Source organism: Pseudomonas sp. AM8 (assembly GCF_036346475.1).
Classification (GTDB): Bacteria; Pseudomonadota; Gammaproteobacteria; order Pseudomonadales; family Pseudomonadaceae; genus Aquipseudomonas; species Aquipseudomonas marginalis.
In genome coordinates, this window is sequence record NZ_JAOTNX010000010.1 from 272849 (window position 1) to 284779 (window position 11931).

Sequence of the window (11931 nt, forward strand, 5' to 3'; positions counted from 1 at the left end):
CAGTCTTATCCCCTTCGATGTTTCTGTTTAGCGCCCGCGCCCCTATAATGGCTGCCTTTTTCGCCCAATGATTTTGCGGAGCTGGTGATGGCCGAACGTAAGGCGTCCGTCGAGCGCGACACTCTGGAAACCCAGATCAAAGCCTCGATCAACCTGGATGGCACCGGAAAGGCCCGATTTGATATCGGTGTACCTTTTCTTGAGCACATGCTGGACCAGATCGCCCGTCACGGGCTGATCGACCTGGATATCGTCAGCAAGGGCGACCTGCATATCGACGACCACCACACGGTGGAAGACGTAGGCATCACCCTCGGCCAGGCGTTTGCCAAGGCCATCGGCGACAAAAAAGGCATCCGTCGCTACGGCCACGCCTATGTCCCGCTGGACGAAGCGCTGTCGCGTGTGGTCATCGACTTCTCCGGCCGCCCAGGCCTGCAGATGCACGTGCCGTACACCCGCGCCACCGTGGGCGGCTTCGACGTCGACCTGTTCCAGGAATTTTTCCAGGGCTTCGTCAACCACGCACTTGTCAGCCTGCACATCGACAACCTGCGTGGCACCAACACCCACCACCAGATCGAAACCGTGTTCAAGGCTTTCGGCCGCGCGCTGCGCATGGCCGTGGAGCTGGATGAGCGCATGGCCGGGCAGATGCCCTCGACCAAGGGCGTCCTGTAATGCAGACGGTCGCGGTTATCGATTACGGCATGGGCAACCTGCACTCGGTGGCCAAGGCCCTCGAACACGTAGGGGCCGGCAAGGTGCTGATCACCAGCGATGCCAGCGTGATTCGCGAAGCCGACCGCGTGGTGTTCCCCGGTGTGGGAGCGATCCGCGATTGCATGGCCGAGATCCGTCGCCTGGGCTTTGACAGCCTGGTGCGCGAAGTCAGCCAGGATCGTCCGTTCCTCGGCATCTGCGTGGGCATGCAAGCCTTGCTCGATCGCAGTGAAGAGAACGACGGCGTCGACTGCATCGGCCTGTTCCCCGGCCAGGTGAAGTTCTTCGGCAAGGACCTGCACGAAGACGGCGCCCACCTGAAAGTCCCGCACATGGGCTGGAACGAAGTCAGCCAGACAGTGGATCACCCGCTGTGGCACGACATCCCGCACATGGCGCGTTTCTACTTCGTGCACAGCTACTACATCGCCGCCGGTAAACCGTGCCAGGTGGTGGGTGGTGGGCACTACGGCGTCGACTTCGCCGCAGCGTTGGCCGAAGGTTCGCGTTTTGCCGTGCAGTTCCACCCGGAGAAGAGCCATACCCATGGCCTGCAATTGCTGCAGAACTTCGCCGCCTGGGATGGGCGCTGGTAAATGGCCAGGAAGCCGAAGCTGCCGATCTTGACCCTCACGCCGGAGCAGGAAAGTGAGGCTACCCTCAAGATCAAACGCTTCATGGAAGACCGCTTCGAGCTCAAGCTGGGCTCGTTCGAGGTCGCCGAGATTCTTGAGCTGTTCACCACCGAAGTGGCTCCGCACTATTACAACAGGGCGATTTTCGATACGCAGACGCTCCTTAAAGAAAGGTTCGAAAGCATCGAAAGCGACCTGTGGTCGCTTGAGAAACCCTGATTTCCCAAGCATTGCTGAATATCGAATAAGGTTTGCCAGATGCTGATTATCCCCGCTATCGATCTCAAGGACGGCGCCTGCGTCCGTCTGCGCCAAGGCCGTATGGAAGATTCCACCGTGTTCTCCGATGACCCGGTGAGCATGGCTGCCAAATGGGTGGAAGGGGGCTGCCGGCGTCTGCATCTGGTGGACTTGAACGGCGCCTTCGAAGGCCAGCCGGTCAACGGCGAGGTGGTCACCGCGATCGCCAGGCGCTACCCGAACCTGCCGATCCAGATCGGCGGCGGTATCCGCTCCCTGGAAACCATCGAGCATTACGTCAAGGCCGGCGTGAGCTACGTGATCATCGGCACCAAGGCCGTGAAAGACCCGGCCTTCGTCGCCGAAGCCTGCCGCGCGTTCCCGGGCAAAGTGATCGTGGGCCTGGACGCCAAGGACGGTTTCGTCGCCACCGATGGCTGGGCTGAAATCAGCACCGTGCAAGTCATCGACCTGGCCAGGCAGTTCGAAGCCGACGGCGTGTCCGCCATCGTTTATACCGACATCGCCAAAGACGGCATGATGCAGGGCTGCAACGTGCCGTTCACCGCTGCGCTGGCGGCGGCGACGAAGATTCCGGTGATCGCTTCCGGCGGCATTCACAACCTGGGCGACATCAAGTCACTGCTGGACGCCAAGGCCCCCGGCATCATCGGCGCCATCACCGGCCGTGCGATCTACGAAGGTACCCTGGACGTCGCCGAAGCCCAGGCTTACTGCGATGCCTACAACGGCTGAGGACTGACCATGGCGCTGGCCAAACGCATCATCCCTTGCCTGGACGTCGACAACGGTCGCGTGGTCAAGGGCGTCAAGTTCGAGAACATCCGTGACGCCGGCGACCCGGTGGAAATCGCCCGTCGCTACGATGAGCAAGGTGCCGACGAAATTACCTTTCTCGACATCACCGCCAGCGTCGACGGCCGCGACACCACGTTGCATACCGTCGAGCGCATGGCCAGCCAGGTGTTTATCCCGCTGACCGTGGGCGGTGGCGTGCGCACCGTGCAGGACATCCGCAACCTGCTCAATGCCGGTGCGGACAAGGTCTCGATCAACACTGCTGCGGTGTTCAACCCGGAGTTCGTCGGCGAAGCCGCGCAGCACTTCGGCTCGCAATGCATCGTGGTCGCCATCGACGCCAAGAAAGTCTCCGGCCCGGGCGAAACCCCGCGCTGGGAGATCTTCACCCATGGCGGTCGCAAGCCGACCGGCCTGGACGCGGTGGAGTGGGCGATGAAGATGGAAGGCCTGGGCGCCGGGGAAATCCTGCTGACCAGCATGGACCAGGACGGCATGAAGAACGGCTTCGACCTGGGCGTGACCCGCGCCATCAGCGATGCGCTGGGTATTCCGGTGATCGCTTCCGGCGGCGTCGGTAACCTGCAACACCTGGCCGACGGCGTCATCGAAGGCCATGCCAGCGCGGTGCTGGCGGCGAGTATTTTTCACTTTGGTGAATACACCGTTCCCGAGGCCAAGGCCTACATGGCGGCGCGCGGTATCGTCGTTCGCTAAACGTTGCTGGACACCATGGCAGGCGCGCGGCACTCTCTGCGCTTGCCATGGATTCCGGTAGCCTTCATGTTCAAGACCCTGCTGCTTGCCCTCGCCAGCACCTCCATCTTCATGGTGAGTGCGGCCCACGCCGAAGAGCCGTCCGACGCCTCCCTGGTGTTGCTGACGGAAAATTTCCCGCCCTACAACATGGCCAAGAACGGCAAGAACTTCGCCAGGGACGAGAACATCGAAGGCATCGCCGTGGACATCGTGCGCGAAACCTTCAAGCGTGCCGGCATTTCCTACAATCTCACCCTGCGTTTTCCCTGGGAGCGAATCTATAAGCTCGCCCTGGAGAAACCCGGCTATGGCGTGTTTGTGATGGCGCGCCTGCCGGATCGTGAAGCGCTGTTCAAGTGGGTCGGCCCCATCGGCCCGGACGACTGGGTGCTGCTGGCCAAGGCCGACAGCAAGATCCAGCTCGACGACCTGGAGCATGCGCGCCGCTACAGGATCGGCGCCTATAAAGGCGATGCCATCGCCGAGACCCTGGAGAAGCAGGGCCTTAACCCGGTGGTGGTGTTGCGTGACCAGGACAACGCGCAAAAGCTCGTGGATGGCCAGATCGACCTGTGGGCCACCGGCGACCCGGCCGGGCGTTACCTGGCGCGCCAGGTCGGTGTGACCGGGCTCAAGACTGTGCTGCGGTTCAACAGTGCCCAGTTGTACCTGGCGCTGAACAAGGATGTGCCGGATGAGACGGTAGCCAGGCTGCAGGCAGCGTTGGATCAGTTGCGCTCTGAAGGGCGGGTGGAACAGATCATGGCGGACTATTTGTAGCGGTAGACGCCGTTCTTGCCGTGCCCCGGCATGGCTTGATTGCTGCGCACACTGATCATCAGCTTGATATCAATCCACTCGATGCCCTGGGCCTGGAGCTTGGGCAATTCGCGCTCGAGCACCGCCAGCGTCTGCGGATAGGGGTGGCCGATCATCACCGCCGAACCCTGTTTATGCGCCAGCTTGATCGCGGTTTGCAGCTGCGTGGCAATCGCCGCTTCGGTGCGCTCATCATCGAGGAATACATCCCGCGAGACATGGGCCAGGCCGATCTTCTGCGCCTCGGCGGCGGCCACGGTCTGTGCGCTGGTGCGGCTGTCGACGAAGAATTTGTTGCGCCGCTGCAGTTCCGCCATCAGCCAGGCCATGGCGGCCGGCTGGGCGGTCATGCGACTGCCCATATGGTTGTTGATGCCGGCGGTGTAGGGCACGGCCTTGAAGGCGGCGTCCAGGCGTTGGCCAAGTTCTTCCATGGAGAGTTCCGGGTGCCAGGCGAACGGGCCGGTGGCGGGGTCCATGGGCATGTGCAGGATCACGATCTTGCCGGCCTTGTGCGCTTCGCGGGCGAATTCGGCGGCGTGGGGCGTGTCGGGCATGACCGCCGTGGTCACCGGCCCAGGCAGGGCCAGCACGCGACGATCCCGGGGCAGGTTTTGCCCCAGGTCGTCGATGATGAGGGTCAGGTAGGCTTTGTGGGATTCGCCGGCAGGGGCCGCTTGGGCGACCCCTGCCAGGCTGCACAGCACAGCGATGATCAGGGCAACACGCATATCAACGGCTGCGCGTAATGCTCAGGCCCTTGAGCAGGCTCAGCGCCTGGGCCAGCTGGTAGTCATCGTCCTGCGGCATCGGCTTGGCTTTCTTGCTGCTGCCGGTTGGCTGGTCGGCACCGCCGTTGCCATTGCCCAGGTGACCTTGCAGGTCTGCTTCCTTGTAGTACTCGCTGTCGATTTCGTTGGTGATCTTGGCCTTGCGCACTTCGATGTCCGGCACGATGCCCTGGGCCTGGATCGAGCGGCCGTTCGGCGTGTAGTACAACGCTGTGGTGATCTTCAGGGCGCGATCGTTGTTCAGCGGCAGCACGGTTTGTACCGAGCCTTTGCCGAAGCTGGTGGTGCCCATCAGCACGCCGCGCTTCTGGTCTTGCAGGGCGCCAGCGACGATTTCCGAGGCCGAGGCGCTGCCGCCGTTGATCAGCACGGCCAATGGCACGTTCTCGCTGAGATCGTTGCCGGTGGCCGAGAAGCGCAGCTCGGAGTTGGCGATACGGCCCTTGGTGTAGACGATCAGGCCCTTGGTGATGAAGTGGTCGACCACTTCCACCGCCGACTGCAGCACGCCGCCCGGGTTGTTGCGCAGGTCGAGCACGATGCCGCTGAGTTTCTTGCCGTTGTCCTTGCGCAGCTTGGCCAGGGCCTTGGCCACTTCGTCGCCGGTCTTGACCTGGAACTGGGTGATGCGGATGTAACCGTAGCCAGACTCCAGCAGCTGGCTCTTCACGCTCTTGACCACGATGGTCGCGCGGGTGAGTGTCACGTCAAACGGGTTGCCGCCGTCGCGCACCAGGGTCAGGGTGATTTTCTGGCCGATCTTGCCGCGCATCTTGTCGACGGCTTCGGTCATGGTCTGGCCGCGGGTCGGCTGGCCGTTGATCTTGACGATAAAGTCACCGGCCTGGATGCCGGCCTTGGACGCCGGGGTGTCATCGATGGGCGAGACCACCTTGATATTGCCGTCTTCGGCGCCGACTTCAATGCCCAGGCCGCCGAACTCACCGCTGGTGCTTTCCTGCAGCTCGGCAAAATCTTCCGGACCCAGGTAGGCGGAGTGCGGATCAAGGTTGCTGAGCATGCCCTTGATGGCATTCTCCAGCAGGGTCTTGTCGTCTACAGGTTCGACATAGGCGGCCTTGATCCGGTCCATGACCTCGGCAAAGGTGCGCAGCTCGTCCAGCGGCAATGGCGCCTTGGTGGTCGCGGCCGTGGCGGCGGGTGCAGCCGGGGCGGCCTGGTCGGCAAAAGCCAGAGGCGCGCCGATGACCAGGGCGATCGTCAGGGCCAGCGAAGTGAGGCGGGACAAATGCAGCATGTCGAACGAACTCCTAATGTAGATGCGACCCTATCCTTGGGACCGGCACCATTGTGCGGGATCGCTCGGGCGACCCTGCTGACGAATAGCGAAGTACAGCGCCGGGGTGTCCTGGCCACCACTGTTACCGACAGTGGAGATAGATTCACCGGCTTTTACAACATCACCTGCCGACTTGAGTAACGTCTGATTGTGGCCATAAAGGCTTAAATAGCCATTACCGTGGTCGAGAATCACCAGCAAACCGGCGCCCCGCAGCCAATCGGCAAACACCACGCGCCCGCCATGTACGGCGTGGACCTGGCTGCCGGCAGAGGCGCTGATCATCACCCCGTCCCACTTGGCACGGGTGTCATCGCCCCGGGTTTCCCCAAAGCGTGCCAGCAGTCGACCATCAACCGGCCATGGAAGTTTGCCGCGGGCTGAAGCAAAAGGGCCGCCGAACGACTCGCCGGCACTGGAAACCAGCGGGCCAGGGGCCGCGTGCGCCGGTTTACGCGGCGCCGGGGCATCGCTGGTGGCTGCCAGTTCGGCCTCACGCTGGCGCTTTTTTTCCGCTTCCTGCTGGGCGATCAGCGCTTTCTGTCGCGCTTCTTCGGCCTCGCGTGCCTGGCGTGCCAGGGTTTCTTCAATAGTCTTGAGCACTTTGGCCAGGTCGGCCTGGTCCTGCTCGCGGGCCTGCAGCTTGGCGTCGCGGGCCTTCACGTCGTCATTGAGCTTGGCCAGGGCCAACTGGCGCTCCTTGCGGACCTTGTCCAGCTCGTCGCGCTGGGCGTTGAGGCTGGCTTTCTGGTCCTCCAGCTGCGACTGCTGGTTGGCGATTTCCTGTTCGACATTGGCCAGCTGGCGCAGGGTCTCGTTGAAGCTTTTCAGTTGCTCCAGGCGGGCCTTGCTCAGGTAGTCGTAGTAGGTCAGGGTGCGCGCGAATTTCTCCGGGTTCTGCTGGTTGAGCAGCAACTTGAGGTATTCCTGGCGGCCGCTCTGGTAGGCGGCGCGGGCCTGGATCGCGATCAAGCGTTGCTGTTCAACGCGTGCGCTCTGGAGTTTTTTTTTCTCAGCGTCGAGTCGCTCCAGTTCCGACTCGCTCTTCTTTAGTTCTTTTTGCAGCTCCTGGACCTGCTTCTCCAGCTTGCCCATTTCGGTTTCCGTGCCGCGCAGATCTTTCTGCACCCCGGATTTTTCTTCCTGGAGCTTGCCGAGCAGTTTTTTCAGCTCGGTAATGTCCTGACGCGTAGCGTCCAACTGTTGTTGAGTTTGTGCGCGCTCGTCGGCAAACGCCGGTTGGAGCAGGCAGACAAGAGCGAGGGTAATCAAGGCGCGAAGCATAGAGGCGGGCGACACCAGGGAAAGGGACGGCCTAGTATGCCCGCCAAGCGCTGCAAAAAAAACGCCCAATTCGGCCTGGAAGGCAAGATAGGTGCCGAGCGGCGGTGGTATGGCAAAAAGACATCTACCAAACTCCGCACATCCCATGTGGGAAGGGACAAGCCCCTCCCACATATTTGTTGAGATCAGACCAGAATTGAGGTCCCTGTCATCTCTTTGGGCTTCTCCAACCCCATCAGCATCAGCATGGTCGGTGCCACATCCGCCAGCACGCCGCCTTCACGCACTTTGAAGTCGCGCTTGCCTACATAGATGAACGGCACCGGCTCGGTGGTGTGGGCGGTATGGGCCTGGCCGGTGGTTTCGTCGGACATCTGCTCGCAGTTGCCGTGGTCGGCGGTGATCAGCGCTTCGCCGCCGACTTTTTCCAGAGCCTCGACAATGCGGCCGACGCACAGGTCCAGGCATTCCACGGCCTTGGTCGCAGCTTCCAGATTGCCGCTGTGGCCGACCATGTCACCGTTGGCGTAGTTGACCACGATCACGTCGTAACGCTGGTGGTCAATGGCGTCGACGATCTTGTCGGTGACTTCCGGCGCGCTCATTTCCGGCTGCAGGTCGTAGGTGGCGACTTTCGGCGAAGGGATCAGGATGCGTTCTTCGCCTGGGAACGGTTCTTCACGGCCGCCGGAGAAGAAGAAGGTCACGTGGGCGTATTTTTCGGTTTCAGCGATACGCAGCTGGGTCTTGCCGTTCTTCGCCAGGTAGTCGCCCAGCACGTTGTCCAGGCTGCCGGCAGCAAAGGCAGCGGGGGCCGGGATGCTGGCGGCGTATTGGGTCAGGCCGACGTATTGGACTTTTGGCTGGCGCGCCCGCTCGAATTCCTTGAAACCGTCTTCGACAAACACACGGCTCAGCTCGCGGGCACGGTCGGCGCGGAAGTTCATGAACACCACGGCGTCGCCGTCTTCGACCTTGACCGGCTCGCCGATGGTGGTGGCCTTGACGAATTCATCGCTCTCGCCACGGGCGTAGGCAGCTTCCAGGCCTTCCTGGGCGGTGGCGGCGTGGAATTCGGCCTGGCCGTCGACGATCAGGTTGTAGGCCTGGGACACGCGGTCCCAACGGTTGTCGCGGTCCATGGCGAAGTAGCGGCCCACCAGGCTGGCGATGCGGCCCTTGCCCAGGGCGGCGAAGGTGGCGTCCAGCAGCTCGAGGGAGGATTGCGCGCTTTTTGGCGGGGTGTCGCGACCATCGAGGAAGGCGTGCAGGTAGATCTTGTCGGCGCCGCGCTTGAAGGCCAGCTCGGCCATTGCCACCAGATGGTCCTGGTGACTGTGAACGCCGCCGTCGGACAGCAGGCCCATGAAGTGCACGGCTTTGCCGGCGGCCACGGCTTTATCTACCGCTGCGCAGAGGGTCGGGTTCTCGAAGAACTCGCCATCGCGGATCGATTTGGTCACGCGGGTGAAGTCCTGATAGACCACTCGTCCGGCGCCGAGGTTCATGTGGCCGACTTCCGAGTTGCCCATCTGGCCGTCCGGCAGGCCCACGTCCATGCCCGAGCCGGAGATCAGGCCGTTGGGCACCGTCGCGGTCAGGCGGTCGAGTACGGGCTTCTTGGCCGCGTACACCGCGTTGTCGTGGTGGCTTTCACTGTGTCCGAAGCCATCGAGAATTATCAGGACCAAAGGTTTAGGCGTAGTAGTCATAGATCCTCTCGCGGCGGTAATAAAGGAAGGCAATTGAAAAGGGAGTGGCAGTTTAAAGCGAAGTTCCGACCACGTCACCGCCTTACGGGGGTTGGCCCCCCCTGACGGCTGTGTATACTTACCGCCATTTTAACGCCCTGGAACCTCCTTGATGGTTGATCACCTGATTGCATTTGCCACTGCCCACTATCTGCTCGTGGGTGCCTTCGTCATCCTGCTGGCGCTGCTGATCGCTCACGAATTGAGCCGTGGTGGCCGCAGCCTGAGCACGTCGGAGCTGACCGCGCTGGTCAACAAGGATGAGGCCATTGTGGTGGATATCCGCCCAGTCAAGGATTTCGCCGCCGGCCACATCGTCGGTGCCCTGAACATTCCTCAGGACAAGCTGATCGCGCGCCTGGCCGAGCTGGAAAAGCACAAGGCCAAGACCATCATCCTGGTCGACGCCCAGGGCCAGCACGCCGGTACCCACGCCCGCGAAATGCTCAAGAGCGGTTTCACCGCCGCCAAGCTGTCCGGTGGCATCAGCAGCTGGCGCGCCGATAACCTGCCGCTGGTGAAGTGATATGAGCCAGGTCGTCGTATATTCCAGCGATTGGTGCCCTTACTGCATGCGGGCCAAGGCCCTGCTGGAGAAAAAGGGCGTTGCCTTCGAAGAGATCAAGGTCGATGGCAAACCCCAGGTGCGTGCCGAAATGGCCCAGAAGGCGGGGCGCACGTCAGTGCCGCAGATCTGGATCGGCGCCAAACACATCGGTGGTTGCGACGACCTGTTTGCCCTGGAGCGCGCCGGTAAACTCGATGCGCTGCTGCTCGTCTGACTCCTAACCCCTAAAAGACCCCAAGATCAAGAAGGATCTGCGATGACTGACCAACAGAACACCGAAGCAGCAGAAGCCCAAGGCCCACAATTTTCGCTGCAGCGTATCTATGTGCGTGACTTGTCGTTCGAAGCGCCGAAAAGCCCGGCTATCTTCCGCCAGGAATGGACCCCAAGCGTTGCCCTGGACCTGAACACCCGTCAAAAGGCACTGGAAGGCGATTTCCACGAAGTCGTGCTGACCTTGTCGGTCACCGTCAAGAATGGCGAAGAAGTGGCCTTCATCGCTGAAGTGCAACAGGCCGGTATCTTCCTGATCCAGGGCCTGGACGAAGCGTCCATGAGCCACACCCTGGGTGCGTTCTGCCCGAACATCCTGTTCCCGTATGCCCGCGAGACCCTGGACAGCCTGGTCACCCGTGGTTCGTTCCCGGCGTTGATGCTGGCTCCGGTGAACTTCGATGCCCTGTACGCTCAAGAGCTGCAGCGCATGCAACAGGAAGGCGCACCGACGGTTCAGTAATCTCGAACCCGACGCAGAACCCAATGTGGGAGGGGGCTTGCTCCCGATAGCGGTGGATCAGTCACGTAGATGTCGACTGACACTCCGCCATCGGGGGCAAGCCCCCTCCCACATTTGTTATGTGTGTTACTTGAAGCCGAGTTGGCGCCAGCCTTCGTAGACGGCAACGGCGACGGTGTTCGACAGGTTCAGGCTGCGGCAGCCTTCGCGCATCGGTAGGCGCAGGCGATGCCCGTCCGGCAGGGCGTCGAGTACGTCGGCCGGCAGGCCACGGCTTTCCGGGCCGAACAGGAAGGCGTCGCCTTCGGCGAAGCTGGCATCATGGAACGGTCGCGAACCCTTGGTGGTGAACGCGAACAGCCGTGGGTGGCCCAGGCTTTCCAGGCAGTTGGCCAGGTCGGCATGGCGCTGCAGGGTGGCATACTCGTGGTAGTCCAGGCCGGCACGGCGCAGGCGCTTGTCGTCCATGTCGAAGCCCAGGGGCTCGATCAAATGCAGGTGGCAGCCACTGTTGGCGCACAGCCTGATAACGTTGCCGGTATTCGGCGGAATTTCTGGTTGAAAAAGGATGACGTGAAACATGCACGGCTCCGAAGGCAAAGATGCGCTGCATTCTACCCCTGAAGAAGACCCAAGACCGAAGCTAATGCCGAGGGTCATGGGCTCATTGGCGATTGTCGGCCTGATGGTGGGCCTGATGATCGGCCGCCTGACCACCCCTGACCCGGTCGAGTTGCAGCAGATAGAGACGGCGGCGGACGGTGTGGTGGTGTGGTTCAACAGCGAACCCAAGCTGCACGGCGAGCACGTCGACGGCACCGTGGCGCTGTTGTTCGATGCACAAGGCAAAACCGCCAGCGGGCAGCTCAAGGTCAACGACAAGGATGTGAACTGGCGCGTGCGCAAGACCGATGCGGGCCTGCTGCTGAACCTGGTGGCGGCTCGGCCGTTGCGCGGGGAGTGGAAGGGCGAGGAGGTCGATGACCGCTGGCGGCTGGAGATCCATCTCCAAGAGCAATAAAAGAGGGAGTTCCCGGCCTGCCTGTACCAGGGCTCCCAAAACGGGGTGAAGCCAGAGGCTTCGGTGTTAAAGAGGGAATCCCCGGCCTGCCTGTACCGAGGTTCCCGAAAGCGGTGTGGAGCGCGACGCGGTTCGCATCAAGCACCCCGGGTGTAAAGAGGGGATTCTCGGCCTGCCTGTACCAAGGTCCCCGAAACTGGGTTGTACAAGGGTTATTGCAGGGCGCGTGCCAGACTCGCCAAACTGTGCCAAATAATTTCATCAGAAAGCGCAAAGCCCCGGAATACGGGGCTTTGGTGTTTTCGGGGTTCAGCATTTTTTTAACAAGAGGCTTGCCTCGGGCTTGGAACGTGTGCGCGATGCTAGAACAGGGTGCATTGAAGCGGTGCACGGTTCTGAGTCCGTGTGGAGGTCCAAATGTGAGAGGGGGCTTGCTCCCGATGGCGGAGTGTCAGTCGATATCTATCTGACTGATCCACCGCTAT

General features: G+C 61.8%; 15 protein-coding genes. 10 read left to right on the top strand and 5 right to left on the bottom strand.

All coding sequences use genetic code 11. The features are described 5' to 3' along the window. Window positions 1–87 precede the first annotated feature (87 nt). From hisB to V3W40_RS23565, 6 genes are all read left to right on the top strand, one after another. Window positions 88–681, top strand: coding sequence for an imidazoleglycerol-phosphate dehydratase HisB (hisB, locus tag V3W40_RS23540; protein ID WP_017849940.1), 594 nt, complete (start codon window positions 88–90; stop codon window positions 679–681). Then, window positions 681–1319 (top strand): imidazole glycerol phosphate synthase subunit HisH, encoded by a 639-nt coding sequence (gene hisH, locus V3W40_RS23545; RefSeq protein ID WP_330215728.1) that lies wholly within the window; start codon window positions 681–683, stop codon window positions 1317–1319. The genes hisB and hisH overlap by 1 nt, the downstream gene beginning before the upstream one ends. Next, window positions 1320–1577 (top strand): DUF2164 domain-containing protein, encoded by a 258-nt coding sequence (locus V3W40_RS23550; RefSeq protein ID WP_027605078.1) that lies wholly within the window; start codon window positions 1320–1322, stop codon window positions 1575–1577. A gap of 39 nt (window positions 1578–1616) precedes the next feature. Then, a complete protein-coding gene (gene hisA, locus V3W40_RS23555; RefSeq protein WP_027605077.1) occupies window positions 1617–2354 on the top strand; it encodes a 1-(5-phosphoribosyl)-5-[(5-phosphoribosylamino)methylideneamino]imidazole-4-carboxamide isomerase in 738 nt (245 codons plus the stop codon). 9 nt (window positions 2355–2363) lie between these two features. After that, window positions 2364–3134, top strand: coding sequence for an imidazole glycerol phosphate synthase subunit HisF (hisF, locus tag V3W40_RS23560; protein WP_003171107.1), 771 nt, complete (start codon window positions 2364–2366; stop codon window positions 3132–3134). A gap of 66 nt (window positions 3135–3200) precedes the next feature. Further along, window positions 3201–3956 (top strand): substrate-binding periplasmic protein, encoded by a 756-nt coding sequence (locus tag V3W40_RS23565; protein ID WP_065925754.1) that lies wholly within the window; start codon window positions 3201–3203, stop codon window positions 3954–3956. Here the strand turns inward: V3W40_RS23565 and V3W40_RS23570 are convergent. The 4 genes from V3W40_RS23570 to gpmI form a co-directional block, all read right to left on the bottom strand. Further along, entirely contained in the window at window positions 3947–4726 is a 780-nt protein-coding gene (locus tag V3W40_RS23570) for a divergent polysaccharide deacetylase family protein (RefSeq protein ID WP_330215729.1), read from the bottom strand. The genes V3W40_RS23565 and V3W40_RS23570 overlap by 10 nt on opposite strands. A gap of 1 nt (window position 4727) precedes the next feature. Further along, on the bottom strand, window positions 4728–6044 hold the full coding sequence (locus V3W40_RS23575) for a S41 family peptidase (protein ID WP_027605074.1): 1317 nt from the start codon (window positions 6042–6044) through the stop codon (window positions 4728–4730). A gap of 30 nt (window positions 6045–6074) precedes the next feature. After that, the gene (locus tag V3W40_RS23580) at window positions 6075–7370 is read right to left on the bottom strand and encodes a murein hydrolase activator EnvC family protein (protein ID WP_027605073.1); all 1296 of its coding nucleotides are present in this window, start codon (window positions 7368–7370) and stop codon (window positions 6075–6077) included. Between the two features lie 185 nt (window positions 7371–7555). Beyond that, entirely contained in the window at window positions 7556–9082 is a 1527-nt protein-coding gene (gene gpmI / locus V3W40_RS23585) for a 2,3-bisphosphoglycerate-independent phosphoglycerate mutase (RefSeq protein WP_330215730.1), read from the bottom strand. A 151-nt stretch (window positions 9083–9233) separates the two neighbouring features. Here gpmI and V3W40_RS23590 point away from each other — a divergent pair, with 151 nt between their 5' ends. The 3 genes from V3W40_RS23590 to secB are packed head-to-tail and all read left to right on the top strand — an operon-like array spanning window position 9234 to window position 10425. Continuing rightward, window positions 9234–9647 (top strand): rhodanese-like domain-containing protein, encoded by a 414-nt coding sequence (locus V3W40_RS23590; protein WP_027605071.1) that lies wholly within the window; start codon window positions 9234–9236, stop codon window positions 9645–9647. A 1-nt stretch (window position 9648) separates the two neighbouring features. Then, a complete protein-coding gene (grxC, locus tag V3W40_RS23595; RefSeq protein WP_010213876.1) occupies window positions 9649–9903 on the top strand; it encodes a glutaredoxin 3 in 255 nt (84 codons plus the stop codon). A 42-nt stretch (window positions 9904–9945) separates the two neighbouring features. Then, complete coding sequence (gene secB, locus V3W40_RS23600; RefSeq protein WP_014716520.1) at window positions 9946–10425, top strand: protein-export chaperone SecB; 480 nt, start codon at window positions 9946–9948, stop codon at window positions 10423–10425. Between the two features lie 126 nt (window positions 10426–10551). Here the strand turns inward: secB and V3W40_RS23605 are convergent, their stop codons facing one another. Further along, window positions 10552–11007, bottom strand: coding sequence for a tRNA (cytidine(34)-2'-O)-methyltransferase (locus V3W40_RS23605; protein WP_065946679.1), 456 nt, complete (start codon window positions 11005–11007; stop codon window positions 10552–10554). Between V3W40_RS23605 and V3W40_RS23610 the strand changes: the two genes are divergently transcribed. Next, window positions 11006–11446 (top strand): hypothetical protein, encoded by a 441-nt coding sequence (locus V3W40_RS23610; RefSeq protein ID WP_330215731.1) that lies wholly within the window; start codon window positions 11006–11008, stop codon window positions 11444–11446. The genes V3W40_RS23605 and V3W40_RS23610 overlap by 2 nt on opposite strands. Window positions 11447–11931: the final 485 nt, after the last annotated feature.

Bases quoted from the DNA above. Each gene is read 5' to 3' on its own strand.
- V3W40_RS23575 (WP_027605074.1), bottom strand. From the start codon at position 6,044: ATGCTGCATTTGTCCCGCCTCACTTCGCTGGCCCTGACGATCGCCCTG.
- V3W40_RS23590 (WP_027605071.1), top strand. From the start codon at position 9,234: ATGGTTGATCACCTGATTGCATTTGCCACTGCCCACTATCTGCTCGTG.
- hisA (WP_027605077.1), top strand. From the start codon at position 1,617: ATGCTGATTATCCCCGCTATCGATCTCAAGGACGGCGCCTGCGTCCGT.
- hisH (WP_330215728.1), top strand. From the start codon at position 681: ATGCAGACGGTCGCGGTTATCGATTACGGCATGGGCAACCTGCACTCG.
- secB (WP_014716520.1), top strand. From the start codon at position 9,946: ATGACTGACCAACAGAACACCGAAGCAGCAGAAGCCCAAGGCCCACAA.
- gpmI (WP_330215730.1), bottom strand. From the start codon at position 9,082: ATGACTACTACGCCTAAACCTTTGGTCCTGATAATTCTCGATGGCTTC.
- V3W40_RS23570 (WP_330215729.1), bottom strand. From the start codon at position 4,726: ATGCGTGTTGCCCTGATCATCGCTGTGCTGTGCAGCCTGGCAGGGGTC.
- V3W40_RS23565 (WP_065925754.1), top strand. From the start codon at position 3,201: ATGTTCAAGACCCTGCTGCTTGCCCTCGCCAGCACCTCCATCTTCATG.
- hisB (WP_017849940.1), top strand. From the start codon at position 88: ATGGCCGAACGTAAGGCGTCCGTCGAGCGCGACACTCTGGAAACCCAG.
- V3W40_RS23550 (WP_027605078.1), top strand. From the start codon at position 1,320: ATGGCCAGGAAGCCGAAGCTGCCGATCTTGACCCTCACGCCGGAGCAG.
- hisF (WP_003171107.1), top strand. From the start codon at position 2,364: ATGGCGCTGGCCAAACGCATCATCCCTTGCCTGGACGTCGACAACGGT.
- grxC (WP_010213876.1), top strand. From the start codon at position 9,649: ATGAGCCAGGTCGTCGTATATTCCAGCGATTGGTGCCCTTACTGCATG.
- V3W40_RS23610 (WP_330215731.1), top strand. From the start codon at position 11,006: ATGCACGGCTCCGAAGGCAAAGATGCGCTGCATTCTACCCCTGAAGAA.
- V3W40_RS23580 (WP_027605073.1), bottom strand. From the start codon at position 7,370: ATGCTTCGCGCCTTGATTACCCTCGCTCTTGTCTGCCTGCTCCAACCG.
- V3W40_RS23605 (WP_065946679.1), bottom strand. From the start codon at position 11,007: ATGTTTCACGTCATCCTTTTTCAACCAGAAATTCCGCCGAATACCGGC.